Here is a 16,454-nt window from a genome sequence, read left to right on the forward strand (position 1 = left end):
GTGGCAGGGTCCGGCGTGCAATGGCTGCGGTAATTCTCCGCTGCTCCGCCGACAGGCTGCTTCAGTGGAACTACCCGGCGCTGGTTGGACAGTTGGCGGCCACGGGCAGGTTCCTGGAGCGCTGGCGCCTCGCCTCCTGCCCCGACCTCGAACCCGGAACTGAGGCCTGGCTCCTGCTGCAGAGCACCAATGATGCAGCGAGCGGACTCATTGGCCACGGTTGGATTTCCTCCGTACCGTACCAGGCCGACGCCGGGGGCGGCCCGGGTGCCACGGATTGGTTCGTGGCGGTGGTCTTCGACTCCCTGCTCCCGCTCGGCGAGCAGATCCGTCCGGGCATCCTTGGCGCGGCAATTCCGGACGGCGGTTGGGTTGGGGCGGGCGGCCCGCCCCTGGTGACCGTGCCGCCGTCGTACGAACCTGTCCTGTACAGGATGTGGCGGGACTACGGGCCGTCGGCGGCGGATCCTGCCGAAGTGGCACCCGGCACGTTGCCGCCGGAGGCCACCAGCGCTGTCCTGGTGAACCGGTGGGAGCGGGACGGCGATGCGCGGCGGGCCTGCCTGGCCTTCCACGGCAGGTCCTGCGCCGCATGCGGGTTCATGTTCGAATCCGCCTACGGCGGGCAAGCTGCGGACGCCATCGCCGTACACCACGTCGTTCCGCCGGCGATGCTTGACAGCGGTTACCAGCTCGACCCGATAGCCGACCTCATACCGCTCTGCCGGAACTGCCACGCCGTGGCCCACGGCACCCATCCGCCGCGGACCCTGGCCGAACTCCGGAGCATGATCTCCGGCAGCGGCCATATCGGCGGCGGAGTGGTCAGCGACGCCGCCCTCCAGGCGCAGGAAGATGCCCGTCGGATCCTTCGCGGACCGGCGTAGGATCCAGGTGCCGGCGGTAAAATTGCAGGGATGACGTTGGCCGCACGTTCCGCCGGGGCGCTGCCCTTTGCACGGAGAGCCCGAAGTGTTATGCGCCGCGTCCCTGTGTGGACGTGGCGGCTCCTGATGCGCTCGGTCAGCGCCCGCGAACAGGCACGCTTCAATGCAGACCCCATCACCACCATCTCCTACACGCACGACGTCGACTATGCGGGGGACGGGCTCCGCTCCCACCGCCTCGATGTGCTTGCGCCGCTGGGGGTGCCACCCGCACCTGGCGGCCTGCTTCCGGTCTACGTCTATTTCCACGGCGGCGGCTGGACGTCCGGGGACAAGGCGGCGCTCACCAAGTACTGCGCCAACCAGGTGCTGGGCGGGATGGTGGTGGTCAACGTCAACTACCGGCACGCACCCAGGTTCCACATGGGACACGTGCTTGAGGATGCCAACGCCGCCCTGGCCTGGGTTGCAGCCAACATCACGGATTACGGCGGGGATCCCGGCCGCCTGGTATTGGGAGGCGACTCGGCCGGCGGCCAGATTGCCGCCCTGCTGACCGCCGCAACCCTGCGCCCGGAACTGGCGGCGCACTACTCCCTGAAGCCGGCCGTTGCCGCGGCGCACCTGAAAGGGCTGGTGCAGCACTGCAGCGTGGTGGATTTCTCGGTCTTCTTCGAAGCAGGCTTTGTCCTCAGCCTCAACTTCGTCCGCATGCTCGTGCCGGCCGCCGCCAACGCGACGGGTCCGGCGGCAACAGAGCTGCCTCCGGCAGGCGGCAGGAGGCTGCCCACGGCACACAGGGCAGGTGCGCGCCTGATGGAGGCCGCAGCGTTCCTGTCCCCCATCGAATGGCTGGACGGGAGCCACCCGCCTGTGTTCGTCACCACCTCGGAGCGGGACTACTTCTACCAGGCGAACCTGAATTTCATGGACCGGCTGCGGCAGCACGACGTTCCCGTGGATGCCCTGATCTACCCCTGGGACAGCGCGAACACCGAGCACACCTGGCAACAGGATTACCACTATCCGGAATCCCAGGAAGTGTACCGGCGCCTGCACGCCTTTGTCCGCGGCGTGGCCTGACACAAGCCGGGCAGGCTGCCCGCTCCGGCGGAGGTCAACGTGGACTATGTTGGGACCATGGCGGATCCGGACCAGGCGGAATACGGGGTCAACCCCGACGAGTTCGGTTCCGCCCTCGTCGACGCCGCCGCACTGCTGGACGCCCAGTTGGGCGACGTCGACTGGTTCTTGCCGCCGCCGGGCGCGGCCCACCGCACCATCGACGTTCCCAGCGGGAAACTCGCCGCCATGTCGCTGGGCAACCCCCACGATCCCGGCGTCGTCCTTGTACCGGGTGCCACAGGTTCCAAAGAGGACTTTTCGCTCATGATGCCCGACCTCGCGGACGCGGGCTACTTTGTTCTGAGCTACGACCTGGCAGGCCAGTACCAATCAGCGGCAGCGGGACCGGAGAACCTGGTCCCTCCCCGGAAGCACTACGATTACCGGCTGTTCGTGGACGACTTCCTGGCGGTCCTGGAATCCACCACCACCCCTGTGCACGTGGTGGGCTATTCCTTCGCAGGCATCATCGCGCAGCTGGCGTACCTGGAACGGCCGGAGCTCTTCAGGTCCCTGACCCTGCTCAGCTGCCCGCCGGAGACGGGGCACAGCTTCAGGGGCGTCAGCCGCATCGGCCGCTTCAGCACCTGGGTGAACGGCAGGGCCGGCGCCGCCCTGCTGATCTGGGGGATCCGGAGCGGCAGGGTAGCCCACGTACCTGCGGGGCGGCAGCGGTTCGTGGACCACCGGTTCCGCTTCACGCGGCGGGAATCCGTGCGCGACATCTACACCCTGATGCAGGAAGTTCCGGATGTCAGGCAGCAGCTGGCGGAGGCACCCCTGCCCAAGTTTGTTGCAGTGGGCGAGCACGACCTGTGGCCGCTTCAACTGCACCGCCTGTTCGCCCAGGCCATCCGGGCCCGGATCGGTGTCTACCGGGGTGGCCACAGCCCCTGTGAAACGTCACCGCACGAGTTCAGCCGCGACCTCCTGGCCCTCTACGCCAAGGCGGAGGAGGGGTAACCGCTCAGGGTTGCAGCCGCCGGCGGGAACGTTCGCGCCGGCGGCGCAGGGGTGGTTGGTAGTGGAATTCGACACGGAACGTGACGACCGACAGCACAAGCCGGTGCCGGAAAGCGGCCCAGCTGGTAAAGGGGCGCGCGGAGACGCCCACCTTCAGCGCCGGATCGTAGATCACGTCCATGTCCGGCCGGAGCCGGTAGGAGATGTCCAGGTCGTCGTGGACCAGCGCGTTGTCCCGGACCACATCCGTCCGGATGCCGGCCCACACTTCCCGGCGGAGCGCGAAGTTCGATCCGTAAACGGGAGGATGCCCCAGCAGGTAGCCAATCAGGCCGAAGTAGCCGCCCTGCAGCAGGCACCGGCCGGCCAGCCGCGCCAGGGCGTTCCCGCCGCGAAAGACCCCCGGCCCGGTCACGGCAGTGAGGGGCGGGGCGGCCGCGAGGGTCCGCTCGATGCGCTCCAGCCAGTCCACGGGCGGGCGGGAGTCGGTGTCCAGCCTGGCGATGATTGCACCCGCTGCCGCATCGAACCCGGCGGCGGCCGTTGCCGGGATGCCCTGCAGATGCACCGGGAGGCGATGGGCGCGCGCGGCGGCGCAGACGGCAGCGGTATCGTCCGTACTGGAGTTGTCCACCACGATGATTTCGTCAGCGGGCCTGGTCTGCGCAGCCAGGAGGGCCAGGCATGCCCTCAGCTCGCCGGCATCGTTGTGCGTCGGTATGACGACGGAGATCGGCGTGGCGGCATCCATACCGGGCAGCCTACCGGCGCCTGCGCCACGCCGGCACTGTTTCTGCCCAGTCTTGAGGGTGCGCGGCATTTTATGCATCATTCACGGCCTCAAGGCCCACCCTTGACACCTGCAAAACGTTTTGCCTATAGTGATGCACACAACATACAAAACGTTTTGCAAAGGGATGCAGTCGATGGCGACCAAGGTAAACATCAGGGACGTGGCGAAAGCGGCCGGCGTCTCCGTAACCACCGTGTCGCATGCCCTGAGCGACACCCACAGCTCACGGGTCAACGCACGCACCGTTGAGCACATCAAGGCGGTGGCCGAAGAACTCGGCTACGCCCCCAACCGCCTGGCCAGCGGGCTGCGCAACCAGCGCTCCCGGATCCTGGGCCTGGTCAGCGATGAAATCACCACCACCCCTTTCGCCGGCGCCATGATCCAGGGCGCCCAGGACGCCGCCTCCGAGCACGGACACCTGCTCATGGTGGTCAACTCAGGCCTCGACAACGAACTTGAGCGCCAGGAGATCCGTGCCCTGCAGCAGCACCAGGTGGACGGCGTCATCTATGCCCGCATGTTCCACCAGCCGATTTCCGTGCCGGGCGAGCTCGATGGCCTTCCCACCGTGGTGCTGGATGCGGCTACGGACGATCCCCGGTTCTCCTCGGTGGTGCCGGACGAGTTTGGCGCCGGGGAATCCGCAGCAAAGCTCCTCGCAGCGGCAGGCCACCGCAGGATTGCCATGATCAACAATGAAGACGACATTCCCGCCGCGCATGGAAGGCTGGCAGGTTTCCGGGCCGGGCTGGAGCACCATGGCCTGGACCTGGCGGATGGCCGGCTGGCCACCGGGCACCCCAGCGCGGGAGGAGGCAGGGACGCAGCATTCCGGCTGCTGTCCCAAGCGGACCGGCCCACAGCGCTGTTCTGCTTCAACGACCAGATGGCCATGGGTGCCTACCAGGCCGCCGGCCACCTTGGCCTGACGATCCCCGACGACCTCTCCGTCGTCGGCGTCGACAACCTTGAGCTCATCGCCGGCAGCCTGTGGCCAGGCCTGTCCACCATGGCGCTCCCCCACTACGAGATGGGCCGGTGGGCTGTCCTCCAGCTGCTCGCCGAGCTCGAGGATCCGGAGACTCCCCGGGTCCGCGAAACCATCGACTGCCCGCTCGTGGCCCGGGATTCCGTCGCCCCTCCCCGGGACTGATTCACCCGGGGTCCACCGACGGGCAGCCGCCACGCGCCACACCACTGTTCCACATAAAAACGGGAACGCAGCCGTTGCAGCGGCCGCGTTCCCTGCAGGACCCTCCATCAATCCCCGCTGTCCAAGCAGAAAGACTGACCCATGAACAAGAAGTTCACGAAGATCCTGGCGACCAGCATAGCTGCCGCCGCCCTCACCGCCAGCCTCGCCGGTTGCGGCAAGGGCAGCGCCTCCTCCTCCACGGAAGGATCCGGCGAAATTGCCCTGTGGACCCACAACGCCGGAAACCCCGATGAGCTGGCCGCCGTCCAGAAGATCGTGGATTCCTACAACGGCAGCCAGGACAAGGTGAAGATCAAGGTCCAGGCCTTCCCCCAGGACTCGTACAACGACTCGGTGGTATCCGCGGCTGCGGCCGGCAAGCTGCCCTGCATCGTGGACATCGACGGCCCGAACGTTCCCAACTGGGCGTGGGCCGGCTACCTTAAACCCCTCGCACTGGGGGCGGACCTTTCCAAGCAGCTGCCCAGCACCGTGGCCCAATGGGATGGAAAGGCCTACGCGGTTGGCTACTACGACGTGGCCCTGGCCATGATGGCCCGCGCCTCGGACCTGAAGGCCGCCGGGGTCCGGGCCGCCACCATCGAACAGCCCTGGACAAGGGAAGAGTTCCAGGACGCCCTCACCAAGCTCAAGGCCCTGGGCAAATGGGATTACCCCCTGGACCTGGGCACCGCCGGGACCGGCGAATGGCTTCCCTATGCATACTCCCCCTTCCTGCAGTCCTTCGGCGGCGACCTGGTGAACCGGGACGGTTTCCAGAGCGCGGAGGGCGTGCTGAACGGTGACAAGGCTGTGCAGTGGGCGGACTGGTTCCGCGGACTGGCAGACCAGGGCTTCATGGCCAAGAAGAGCGGCAAGGATTCCACCCAGGATTTCCTGAACAACAAGAGCGCGATCGTGTACACCGGATCCTGGGCGGCGGACAAGGCCAAGGCAGCTCTCGGCGATGACCTGGTGGTCATGCCGCCGGTGGACCTGGGCAAGGGCCCCAAGATCGGGGGCGCGTCCTGGCAGTGGGGCGTGACCAGCGGCTGCAGCAACTCCGAAGCGGCCATGGACTACCTGACCTATTCGCTGAAGCCGGAAAACGTCGCCGCAGTGGCCAAGGCCACCGGCGCCATTCCCGCCAGTAACGAGGCGGCCGCCCAGATCCCGGCCTTCGCCGAGGGCGGTGCCAACCGAATCTTCATGGACTTCTCCCGCGAGTACGCCGTGATGAGGCCCGAAACCCCCGCCTACCCCTTCATCGCCACCGAATTCGGGAAGGCCACCCAGGACATCCTCAACGGAGCCGACGCCAAGTCCACCCTGGACAAGGCCGTGAAGGCGATCGACGCCAACATCAAGTCCAACGGCGGCTACCAGAAATAGCCGGAACCGTGGGAGCCCTGCACCCAGCCCGTGCGGGGCTCCCACGCCCGATCATCGGAGATTCCCATGGCAACTGTTCCCCTCCCCACCCGTCCCCGCGTTCCGGACACTCAGCACGCCGCCCCGCCGCCGTCGGACGCCACAAACAGCGCACGCCGCCGCCCCGGTTTCCGCCGCGAGCAGCTCAGCGGCTGGGGCATGATTGCCCCCGCAGCAGTGCTCCTGCTGGCCTTTGTCTTCATCCCCGCGATCCTGGGCTTCGGTCTGGCCTTCACCAACGCCAGGCTCATCTCACCCCGTCCCATTGAATTCGTGGGACTGGACAACTTCTCGAGGCTCTTCACCGACCCCACGTTCTACCGCGCCCTGCTCAACGTCGCCTACTTCACCGTGGTGATCGTCCCGGTGCAGTCCGGCCTCGCCCTGGTGATGGCGCTGCTGATCAACAAGAAGTTCCGCGGCGTGAATTTCTTCCGCACCGTCTACTTCCTGCCGGTGGTCACCTCCATGGTGGTGGTCTCACTGCTGTGGCTGTTCATGTACCGCAAGGACGGCCTCATCAACGAAATCCTCTCCACCGTCAGCTTCGGCCTGGTCACCGGACCGGACTGGCTGGGCGACCCGAACACCGCGATGCCGGCCATCATTGTCCTGTCCATCTGGCAGGCGGCGGGCTTCCACATGATCATCTGGCTGGCCGGGCTGCAGGGCATCTCGGGCGAGCTGTACGAGGCATCACAGCTGGACGGAACCAGCCGGTGGCAGCAGTTCCGGTACGTCACCTGGCCGGGCCTCTTCCACACCCGCAGCCTGGTGCTGGTCACCATCACCATCCAGGCACTGGGACTGTTCGACCAGATCAGCGTGATGACGCAGGGCGGGCCGATGGATTCGACCACCACCATCGTCTACGAGGCCGTCCGCTCCGGCTACCGGCAGCAGGAAACGTCCTACGCCTCCGCCATATCACTGGTGTTCTTCGTCCTGGTACTGATCGTCTCCGCGGTGCAGCGCCACCTCACCCGGGAGAAAGACTGACATGAAAAACCAACTGCTCCTCAAGAACGCCGGCACCATGCTGGTGCGCCTCCTCTTCGCCGTCACCGCCGCCTTCCCCATCGTCTTCATGCTGGTGTCCTCACTGAAGCCGGACCAGCAGATCTTCGGCGACATGTCCTCACTCGCCGCGTTCCTGCCGGTCGGCAACATCTCCTTCGACAACTACGCCGCCGTCTTCGACCGGGTCCCGGCCGCCCGCTTCCTGCTCAATTCCGTGGGCGTCTCCGCCGTCACCGTGGTCCTGGGGATCTTCGTCAACAGCCTGTGCGCCTTCGCGCTGTCCCGCATGCAGGTGCGCGGCAGGAAGATCGTGTTCACCACGATCCTGGCCACCCTGATTGTTCCGTTCCAGACCCTCGCCCTGCCGCTGGTGTGGTGGGTCAACCAGCTCCCCTATTTCGAGCTGAACGGCTTCAGCCTCGAATTCTCCAAGGGCTGGCTGGACACCTACCAGGTCCAGATCATCCCGTTCATCGCCAACGCCTTCTCCATCTACCTGTTCCACCAGTACTTCGAATCCATTCCCAAAGAACTGGATGAGGCCGCGCGGATCGACGGTGCCGGCTGGTTCAAGATCTATCGCCAAGTGGTGATGCCGCTGGCAGGTCCCGCGACCGCGACGGTGGCCATCCTGACCTTCCTGCCGGCGTGGAACTCCTACCTCTGGCCGCTCATGGTGGTCCAGTCCGAGGAGCTGCGGCCCGTCATGATCGGCATCCAGTACTTCTTCCAGCTGAACGTTTCCTGGGGCGAGGTGATGGCGTACGCGTCCCTCATCACCGTCCCTGTGGTGGTGCTCTTCATCGCGTTCCAGCGTTCATTCGTCAACAGCATCGCCTCCAGCGGCGTGAAGGGCTGACCCATGGCTTCACTTACGACGGCGGCCGACGCCCCGGCAGTTGCCGGGACGGACCGTTTCCGGCCCCAGTGGCACTTCTCGGCCCGGCGCAACTGGCTCAACGATCCCAACGGGCTCATTTACCTCAACGGCACCTACCACCTCTTCTTCCAGCACAACCCCTACGGCGCCGACTGGGGCAACATGTCCTGGGGCCACGCCACGTCGCAGGACCTGCTGTACTGGGACGAGCAGCCGGTCGCCATCCCCTGTGACGACCAGGAGGCCATTTTTTCCGGCTCGGCGGTGTTTGACAGGCACAACACCAGCGGCCTGGGCACGCCGGACATTCCGCCGCTCGTCGCCATCTACACCAGTGCCTACAGCGACGCCTCACCGCTGGCAGGCCGCCAGGCGCAGTCCCTCGCCTACAGCCTGGACGAGGGCAGGACGTGGACGAAGTACCACGGCAATCCCGTCCTGGACCGGGCGTCGGCGGAGTTCCGGGACCCCAAGGTTTTTTGGTACGACGGCGGCGCAGGGAGTTACTGGGTGATGGTCGCCGTGGAGGCGGTCCAGCGGCAGGTGGTGCTGTACAAGTCGGCCGATCTCAAGGCCTGGGAGTTCCTGAGCACCTTCGGGCCAGCCAACGCCACGGGCGGGGTCTGGGAGTGCCCGGACCTCTTCGAGCTGCCCATCGACGGCGACCCGGCAGACACGCGGTGGGTCCTTGTGGTGAACATCAACCCGGGAGGCATCGCCGGCGGCTCAGCAGGACAGTACTTTATCGGAGAGTTCGACGGCGTGGTGTTCCGGTCCGGATCGACCGTCACCGAGGGGCTCCAGGAGGACGGCTCGCGCATGCGCGAGTACGGCTGGCTGGACTGGGGCCGGGACTACTACGCTGCAGTGTCGTTCAGCAACGTGCCGGACGGACGCCGCATCATGATTGGGTGGATGAACAACTGGGACTACGCCGGCGCCACGCCCACCGGAGGCTGGCGGAGCGCCATGTCGCTGCCGCGGGAAGTCTCGCTGACCCGGGTGGACGGCATGCCGGTACTTCGGCAGCACGCCGTCGGCCCGTTTACCGGGACGGGCTCCCCCTCGTTGCGGCTGGGCCCGCAGGCGCTGGCCGCAGGAGTCCTGCCGGTCGCGGGACCAGCGGAGGTGGCGCGGATCGACGTGGAGTTCCAGCCGGGTACCGCTGGGAGGGTGGGGCTGATGGTGCGGATGTCCGGGGCTGAACGGACCCTGATCAGCTACGACGTGGCCCGGGGAACCCTGAGCCTGGACCGCCGGGAGTCGGGGCAGGTTGATTTCCACGGTGCGTTCCCTTCGGTGGATACCGTGGCGGTACCGCTCCGCGACGGCCGCCTCCGGCTGCAGGTCTTCCTTGACCGCTGCTCCGTGGAGGTCTTCGCCCAGGACGGGCTCGCCACCATCACGGACCTGGTGTTCCCGTCCGGGGCGGCCACGGCGCTTGCGATCTTCGCCCAGGGTGAGGGCGCGCACCTCGTGGGATTCGACGTCGTCGGGCCCTGATCCCTGCACTTCCCGAACCCGACCATCAGGACTACGATCTCCCCGCAGATCACGGTGCCAGACGCCGGGACGGCGGCACGGGAAGGAGCGGCATGGCCGGAGGCAGGAGAATGGGCGGCCCGCATTGGCGCCGGGTGGTGGCAACCCTCGGCAACGCTGATGCAAGGACCGCCTATGCGCAGATAGTGCTGGGAACCGACCCGGCCGACGTCCTGGCCGGGGTCAAGGAGCACCGGCGGAACAAGGCGTTCGCCGCCCTGCTCGAGTCCGGTCTTGTGGAAGAGGATGGACGCGGCGGCCTGCTGGCTGCGGACGCGGTCTTCCGGGACGTGCTCGCCCAGCAGCCCCGGCGGCAGCCGCGCACCGGCCTGGACAGGTTCCTGCGGCTGGGCCGGATTGAACAGTACCCGGCGAACGCCGCGGAACGGCGGGCGCTCCTGGCCAGGATCGCGGGCGAGGTAATGTCGCCCGGGGAACGGCTTACTGAGAGGCAGGTCAACGAACGGCTCCTCAGTTATACCGACGATGTGGTGCTGCTGCGCCGCTATCTGGTGGACTTCGGCCTGCTGCGGCGCACGGCTTCAGGTTCCTCATACTCGCTGGCGGAGTAGCGTCGGTGTGGTCCGAATCCACGGCTAGTCTTGAGCCAAAGTTGCGGCGAATGTGGGCTCGCGTTTAGGAATGCGGCCTACCTTAGAGGCAAGATCCCGCCGCTGGGGCGGGGCCTTACCAAAGAGGACAGGGCCGGCGGCACCGCATCCGGGAGACCGGGGATGCAGCCCCCCAAACCGCCGCCGGCCCATCCTTCTGTTCCAGACGGCGCCCTGCACGGGGTCTGCCATAACCACCCCAGACAGGCAGGCGGTATTCAGCCGGGCAGCGTGAAGTAGCCGGCGGGGTTATCGGCTCCCAGCAGGTCGTGGTGGAAGGCAATGGCATCCACAGGCCGCGTGTCCACAAAAAGCACAGCTACCGTTTGCGAATGGACGATGGTGTACCTGGCAGGGCCGTCCAGCCAGGAATGGATGCCAGTGAACTCCTCAACGAACAATCCGTCACCGAGCAGCGCCCGCTCCTCGAGCAGGTCGTAGACAACATTCCAGGCGAGATCCAGTAATTCGTGGATCGCCGCTTCCACCGTAGGAGCCGTCATGCCTCCATCGTCCTCCCGGGCGCCAACGGGACCGCGGACAAAAGCGGGCGTGTCCTGAGCGGATGGTTGCTTCAAAGGGAGGGCATGGGGACCATGGAGGCGTGGGAACAAAAAGCATCCGGACCGGCGTCGCACTGACCCTGTGCCTGCTGGTTCCGCTGACGGGAACAACCGGATGTGCCTACGACTACCCGGACCCGGCACATACACCGACAGCTGGGCCCGATGACACAGCCACAACTGAAGCGCACCCCATGACGGTGACCCCCAGGCAACCTCCCGACCCCCAGGTCCTTGGCCGCGGGGAGCGGAACTACCAGGACCTCAAGGACCTTCTGGGGGCCGTGCCGGGGCCGACCCTCCTCCTCGAGCAGGGCCCACTGGACGGCCCTGAGCGGGGCTTCGGCGGCAAGGAAAAGGTGTCCGAGGCAGGCCGATACACGGTCACTGCCGCCTGCATAGGCGCCCCCAACGCCAAGATCTTCATCCGTCAGGAGAATCCCACTGTCACGCTCTGGCCCGTCGAGCTCACCGTGGACTGCCCGGGAACCGCATCAGAAATCATCACCCTTCAGCAGGGCTATGTTTCCGCGCACCTATCCCTGCCCCCGTCCGACGAAACACCGTGGACGGGAGCAGTGGGCGGAGTACTGGTGACCGGCAGTTGACTCCCGCTTGGCTGCCCATCTTCCCAAGGAGCGCATCGAACGCCCTGTCCCGCGCATGGAGGCAGGTGTCAGTCGAGCAGGACCTCCAACTCCGGAAGTCGGCCGAACAGAGCCGGGAGGCCGGTCACTCCGTTGAACACAGACTCGTGCGACAGCGCCAGCGAAGGACCGGTGGGCGCCTCGACACCGGCGAGGCATCGCAGGATATTCCACCGCATGTGCCCCAGCCAACCGCCGATCATGTACACGAACCAGCTTGGACCTGGCCGCGGCAGCACTCCACCCCCCGCCACGTAGCCGTCAAGGACGGAGCGGAAGATGCCGGGCCTGATGTCATCGACGCCAGGTCCTTTCGCGAGGCCCAGCGCGGTGGAACCGAGCTCGCCGGACAGGTCGAGCATCCCGGCGAGCTCCCAGTCGAGCACCACGGGCCGGCCCTCCCGGGCCAGCAGGTTCCACGGTTGGATGTCCCTGTGGGTCAGCACGACGGGGCCTGGCCGTTCGCAGGCGTCGACGAAATGGGCAATCGCGTCGAAGGTCCCCGCCTGGGATGCCAGCCCGTCTGCCCACGGCTGTCCGGTCGCCGCCGCCCGCGCCGCGAGCTCGGACCAATCCCGTGGCGCGTGGTCCTCGAACGGCGTCGAGGTCCACGGGACGTCGAGCGCATGGATACGGGCGAGGACCTCACCGATTTCAAAGGCATACGCCGCGGACACCGGCGCTTCGGGCACCGTCTCACCTTCCACCCATCGGTGGACGAGCGTGGAGTGGCTGGCCGAGACCGGCTCCGGCATCGGAATGCCGGCAGCGAAGGCGGCCCGCTCAAACCTGAACACGTCCTCAACCCGATACGTCCAACGGCGGTCGTGAAGGTTCAGCTCCTTGACGGCGAACGACCCCTGGTCGGTGTCGAGCCGGTACATCCGGTTGGCGAAGCCGCCGTGGACCCGAGTCATCGGCCCGATCGGTGCACCGAGATGCGAAAGGTTCACCCACCCATTTTAGGAGCGGACGGTCTCCAGGTGCTTGCGCGACACATGCTAAGCATGCTTATGATGGATCCAGTCGGATGGGGATGCGACTGCGAGGGGAATCGAAAGGGTGCGCTCAGCGAACGGGGCGCACCCTTTCCGCATCCTGGGACCAACCACCCGTTAGGAGCTTATATTTTCGAGCTGACAGTGCGGAGTTTCACCCGTTTCTCCCAGTCCTCCAGTCCTAGACTTTCGCCATGCACCCCTTAGCGGCGATCTGCCTGGTGTTCCTCACCGGGCTTGCCTGGATGGGCACCATCCTGACCTTGCTGGTTGCCTTGGCCAAAACCCGCCGACGGCCGCCTGCGGACGTCAGGAGCCGGAAAATCCAAGGGGCCGATGAGAGGGAATCCCAAACGTCGCTGGGCGCCTCCTGAGAAGACCCCTACGTCGCGGGAACCTTGCGCCGACTCCCCCACGGCCGGGCGTCGGGTACTACAGTGGTTGCATGGCTGCCAGCCGAAAACCGCTCGATGACCTGCGCGAAACCATCGGCCATCTGGCCGATCAGCTTAAGCTGCCCGGCTCGGAGCGGGTGGACGACCTGGTCGGTGATCTTATCGGTACAAGGCCAGGACCGGCCCGATCTCTGTCCGAACTGCAGGCCGAGCTCGACGCGCTGGTCGGGCTGGAAACGGTGAAGGAACAGGTCCGGGCCCTCGTCGCACTACTCCAGGTCCAGGCGCGCCGTAAGGCGCACGGCCTGCCGGAGGTGGCCACGTCACAGCATCTGGTATTCCTCGGAAACCCGGGCACGGGCAAAACCACCGTGGCTCGGCTCCTGGCCGAGATGTACCGTGCAGTCGGCCTGCTGCAGAAGGGCCACCTGGTCGAGGTGGACCGTTCGGGCCTGGTGGGGCAGTACGTCGGCCAGACCGCCATCAAGACGGACCGGGTGATCCGGCGCGCCTTGGATGGTGTCCTGTTCATCGATGAGGCCTACGCGTTGGCCCCCGAGGACGGCCGGATGGATTTCGGCCCGGAGGCTATCGAGGTCCTGCTGAAGCGGATGGAAGACCACCGGCACCGTCTGGTGGTGATCGTGGCAGGTTACCCGGCGCTGATGGAGTCCTTCCTGCTCTCGAACCCCGGCCTGCGCTCCCGCTTTGCCCGGGAGATCACCTTTCCCGATTACTCCGTGGACGCACTCCAGACGATCTTCCACCAGATGCTCGCCCAGCACGAGTACATGTTGGAGCCGGGTGCGGACCACATGCTCCGCCGTATCTTCACCGGGCTCCACGCGGGCGAAGACTCCGGCAACGCCCGGTTCGCCCGCACCTTATTCGAGCAGGCGCTCAACCGCCAGGCGCTGCGGTTGTCGCGCGATGAGGAACAGAGCCTGGACGCGCTCGACCGCGAGGCCGTGATGACGCTCACCGCTGACGACATCGTCGAGGCCGCACTGGCCCTGGGCGAGGAGCCGGAGCCGGAACCGACGCCGGAACCGGAGCAGCCGCGCTGGTGGCGCTGGCTGGTCTAGCGGCTGCTTCCCGGCTCAGCGCCCGGCTCCCCCGATGGTTCAAGCAACCACGCCATTGCTTTGTCCGCAGATGTGAAATACCGGATGGGGAACCCGGCCGGCAGGAGAGGCAAGCGGAACATGGCGACCACCCGATCCACGGGAGAAGAGCCCAAGAGCGCCATACGGGAGACGCTGGACGGGGCAGGAAAGACTTTTCGAGCGGCTGCCGAGTGGGTCACACCCTGGATTTCGACCAGCATCGGCAGCCTGTTGCCACGCCCCAGGGCGGAGATCGCTTCAAGGGCGGCCCTCGCTACGTCAATGCCGACGTATGCCCCCCGCTTCCAGCGCAGGATAAGGACCCCATTGGACAATTCCATGGTGCCTTTGCCTTTGATGTCCACCGTGCTCATGCCGTTAGCGACCCGCGCAGCCTCTCTGCGAGGTCGGTGAGGGATTCCCGCCACTCGGGTTCGTCGGCGTCGTCCCACAGCTCGGCCAGCTCGGACCTTTCCCCCGCAACCCGTTCGACCGCTTCCAGCGCCATTTCCACGTCCTCGGGGGTGATTTCCGCCCCGTGGGCTGTCACCCAGTCAGCGACGTTCTCCGGGAGCTCTCCCAGGGGGTTGCCCTGGCTGGCTGAGGCAACTTCCGCGGCGGCGACAGCAACCGCCCCTTCCGGCGCCTCGACGTATCTGTCACTCACCTTCGAAAGCGCCTTGCGGATGACGTCCGCACCACCGGCCTCGAGTTCGTCCAGCCAGTCCAGCGCGTCGTCGTTCTCAAACGGCAGGTAACCCCATGCACCCATCATTGCCCTTTCGGTATCTGGTTGCTGGCACCAATATGCCAGACGATACAAGATGCTCGTCACTCGCCACGATGAGGCGGGCGTGCCCGAGCCCACCCGTTGGTTCGATAGCCTCTCCTGTCCGGAACCGTGTGGCGCGGTTCTTGTGCGCGATACTTCTCCCTCACGTCGACCAGTCATACAATTTAGGAGCTGGGACGGCGGTGCCGTTGCAGGTCTGGCCGGATGTGGTGCCGCAAGCGGCCAAAATCTGTCATCTCGTCCCGAGCAGCTGCCGCAATGAAAACGAAAAGTCCCTACTGGATGCTGGCGGCCCTTGCTGCCGTCCTCCTTGTGCCTGGCTGTACCTATTCCACCGATGAGCCCGCGCCGTCATCAAGCTCACCGAGCCCCTTCGCTTTTCTGGAAAATCAGGTCGAGCTGTTCCTCGACGAGGGGGCGGCGGCCGCCGTCGTCCAGATCCGCTGGCCCGAGGGCGAGTGGTCGAAGGCCTATGGCGTCCGCGATCTTGAATCCAGAACGCCCGCGCAGCCAACGGACCGGATACAGATCGGCAGCGTCACTAAAACGATGACAGCGGTGGCGGTGTTGAAGCTCGTAGAGGACCACCTCATCGATCTCGACGACCCTGTCAATGACGTGATACCTGGATTCACGTCGGCGCTCAAGCCGCCGGCGCCAATTACCGTCAGGCAGCTGCTCAGTCATACGTCCGGCATGCCCGAGGTCAACGAGGCGGGGCCACAGGATGTCGACTTCCGCCCATTGATCTCCCAAAAGCTGACAATGGAGAGTGGGTTGAAGTTGGCTGGGACTCTCCCCTGGCCCGCCGCCAGCGTCGGAACTTTCAAGTACTCGAATACGAACTACCTTGCCCTCGGCCTCCTGATACAGGAACTTCGGCACGAGCCGTTCACCCAGGTCATGCAGGAGGAGGTCTTTGAACCGCTCGGGTTGAAGAATACGAGCCTGAAACCCGCCGACCTCACCGTGCCCGGACTTCTCCACGGATATGCCACCATCCGAGGAGAGCGGGTAGACGTCACGGACAACACCGCTTGGGCGGGTAACCCGGCTGGAGGGGCGACGTCCACTGTCGAAGACGTGAATCGTTTTATGTCCGCGCTCTTCACCGGCCGGGCGGTCTCGTCGGCATCGCTGAAGGAAATGAAGACCAGCCCTGGTTTCGCGCCCTACGGGTTGGGCATGTGGGAGCATGCGGACGGGTGCTCCAAGGAGTCGAGATACGAGGGTCTCGGCTCGCTCTGGGGCCATCAAACGACAGCCGTCAGCAGCGCTGATGGGCGGTACCAGGCAACGATGACCGTGACGGTGCCACCGTTGCCGACCGGACTCGAGGACCCAGCCAGTGAGGAGAAGCGCAGTTTCTTGAACGGTCGGATGGAGTCGACTCTCAACGAGGCCCTGGATCGCCTCTGCAAGCCGGCCGGCTGATGAATCACCGCCGGGTCCCGTTCTTTTAAACATGATGGAACTCTGGCATCGAGGCGCCCGATTGCATT

Annotated in this window: 18 protein-coding genes; 13 read left to right on the forward strand and 5 right to left on the reverse strand. The window is 66.0% G+C overall.

The window, feature by feature from the left end; translation table 11 throughout:
* Nucleotides 1–20 precede the first annotated feature (20 nt).
* The 3 genes from PUN71_RS05600 to PUN71_RS05610 all read left to right on the forward strand — a co-directional run bounded on the left by PUN71_RS05600 (nt 21) and on the right by PUN71_RS05610 (nt 2,975).
* Complete coding sequence (locus tag PUN71_RS05600; RefSeq protein ID WP_277797635.1) at nt 21–887, forward strand: HNH endonuclease; 867 nt, start codon at nt 21–23, stop codon at nt 885–887.
* Nucleotides 888–977: 90 nt separating this feature from the next.
* Complete coding sequence (locus PUN71_RS05605) at nt 978–1,970, forward strand: alpha/beta hydrolase (protein WP_277797636.1); 993 nt, start codon at nt 978–980, stop codon at nt 1,968–1,970.
* A 57-nt stretch (nt 1,971–2,027) separates the two neighbouring features.
* Nucleotides 2,028–2,975, forward strand: coding sequence for an alpha/beta fold hydrolase (locus PUN71_RS05610; protein WP_043451091.1), 948 nt, complete (start codon nt 2,028–2,030; stop codon nt 2,973–2,975).
* Nucleotides 2,976–2,979: 4 nt separating this feature from the next.
* Here PUN71_RS05610 and PUN71_RS05615 read toward each other — a convergent pair whose 3' ends face one another.
* Entirely contained in the window at nt 2,980–3,726 is a 747-nt protein-coding gene (locus tag PUN71_RS05615) for a glycosyltransferase family 2 protein (RefSeq protein ID WP_277797637.1), read from the reverse strand.
* 175 nt (nt 3,727–3,901) lie between these two features.
* Here PUN71_RS05615 and PUN71_RS05620 point away from each other — a divergent pair, with 175 nt between their 5' ends.
* From PUN71_RS05620 to PUN71_RS05645, 6 genes are all read left to right on the forward strand, one after another.
* Nucleotides 3,902–4,924, forward strand: a complete 1,023-nt coding sequence (locus PUN71_RS05620; RefSeq protein WP_277797638.1) for a LacI family DNA-binding transcriptional regulator — start codon at nt 3,902–3,904, stop codon at nt 4,922–4,924.
* A gap of 141 nt (nt 4,925–5,065) precedes the next feature.
* Nucleotides 5,066–6,358, forward strand: a complete 1,293-nt coding sequence (locus PUN71_RS05625) for a sugar ABC transporter substrate-binding protein (protein WP_277797639.1) — start codon at nt 5,066–5,068, stop codon at nt 6,356–6,358.
* 66 nt (nt 6,359–6,424) lie between these two features.
* The gene (locus PUN71_RS05630) at nt 6,425–7,396 is read left to right on the forward strand and encodes a carbohydrate ABC transporter permease (RefSeq protein ID WP_277797640.1); all 972 of its coding nucleotides are present in this window, start codon (nt 6,425–6,427) and stop codon (nt 7,394–7,396) included.
* Between the two features lies 1 nt (nt 7,397).
* Complete coding sequence (locus tag PUN71_RS05635; protein WP_043451082.1) at nt 7,398–8,276, forward strand: carbohydrate ABC transporter permease; 879 nt, start codon at nt 7,398–7,400, stop codon at nt 8,274–8,276.
* A 3-nt stretch (nt 8,277–8,279) separates the two neighbouring features.
* Nucleotides 8,280–9,800 (forward strand): glycoside hydrolase family 32 protein, encoded by a 1,521-nt coding sequence (locus tag PUN71_RS05640; protein ID WP_277797641.1) that lies wholly within the window; start codon nt 8,280–8,282, stop codon nt 9,798–9,800.
* Nucleotides 9,801–9,892: 92 nt separating this feature from the next.
* Nucleotides 9,893–10,411 (forward strand): DUF2087 domain-containing protein, encoded by a 519-nt coding sequence (locus tag PUN71_RS05645; RefSeq protein WP_277797642.1) that lies wholly within the window; start codon nt 9,893–9,895, stop codon nt 10,409–10,411.
* 257 nt (nt 10,412–10,668) lie between these two features.
* Here PUN71_RS05645 and PUN71_RS05650 read toward each other — a convergent pair whose 3' ends face one another.
* Nucleotides 10,669–10,953 (reverse strand): hypothetical protein, encoded by a 285-nt coding sequence (locus PUN71_RS05650; protein ID WP_277797643.1) that lies wholly within the window; start codon nt 10,951–10,953, stop codon nt 10,669–10,671.
* 101 nt (nt 10,954–11,054) lie between these two features.
* Between PUN71_RS05650 and PUN71_RS05655 the strand changes: the two genes are divergently transcribed.
* Nucleotides 11,055–11,621 (forward strand): hypothetical protein, encoded by a 567-nt coding sequence (locus PUN71_RS05655; RefSeq protein WP_277797644.1) that lies wholly within the window; start codon nt 11,055–11,057, stop codon nt 11,619–11,621.
* Between the two features lie 68 nt (nt 11,622–11,689).
* Here the strand turns inward: PUN71_RS05655 and PUN71_RS05660 are convergent, their stop codons facing one another.
* Nucleotides 11,690–12,613, reverse strand: a complete 924-nt coding sequence (locus PUN71_RS05660) for a phosphotransferase family protein (protein WP_277797645.1) — start codon at nt 12,611–12,613, stop codon at nt 11,690–11,692.
* A 239-nt stretch (nt 12,614–12,852) separates the two neighbouring features.
* On the opposite strand from PUN71_RS05660, the gene PUN71_RS05665 reads away from it, so the two are divergent.
* Nucleotides 12,853–13,032, forward strand: coding sequence for a hypothetical protein (locus PUN71_RS05665; protein WP_043451067.1), 180 nt, complete (start codon nt 12,853–12,855; stop codon nt 13,030–13,032).
* Between the two features lie 71 nt (nt 13,033–13,103).
* Nucleotides 13,104–14,138, forward strand: coding sequence for an AAA family ATPase (locus tag PUN71_RS05670; RefSeq protein ID WP_043451065.1), 1,035 nt, complete (start codon nt 13,104–13,106; stop codon nt 14,136–14,138).
* On the opposite strand, the gene PUN71_RS23150 is transcribed toward PUN71_RS05670, so the two are convergent.
* Both PUN71_RS23150 and PUN71_RS05675 read right to left on the reverse strand, forming a co-directional pair.
* Nucleotides 14,135–14,533, reverse strand: coding sequence for a DUF7793 family protein (locus tag PUN71_RS23150; RefSeq protein WP_277797646.1), 399 nt, complete (start codon nt 14,531–14,533; stop codon nt 14,135–14,137). The two genes, PUN71_RS05670 and PUN71_RS23150, sit on opposite strands and share 4 nt — an antisense overlap.
* Nucleotides 14,530–14,934, reverse strand: coding sequence for a DUF4259 domain-containing protein (locus PUN71_RS05675; RefSeq protein WP_283532395.1), 405 nt, complete (start codon nt 14,932–14,934; stop codon nt 14,530–14,532). Before PUN71_RS05675 ends, PUN71_RS23150 begins: the two co-directional genes overlap by 4 nt.
* A 276-nt stretch (nt 14,935–15,210) precedes the next feature.
* Between PUN71_RS05675 and PUN71_RS05680 the strand changes: the two genes are divergently transcribed.
* Nucleotides 15,211–16,386 (forward strand): serine hydrolase domain-containing protein, encoded by a 1,176-nt coding sequence (locus tag PUN71_RS05680; protein ID WP_277797648.1) that lies wholly within the window; start codon nt 15,211–15,213, stop codon nt 16,384–16,386.
* The last annotated feature ends 68 nt before the right edge of the window (nt 16,387–16,454 follow it).

The organism is Arthrobacter sp. NQ7 (assembly GCF_029581595.2).
Lineage (GTDB): Bacteria > Actinomycetota > Actinomycetes > Actinomycetales > Micrococcaceae > Arthrobacter > Arthrobacter phenanthrenivorans_B.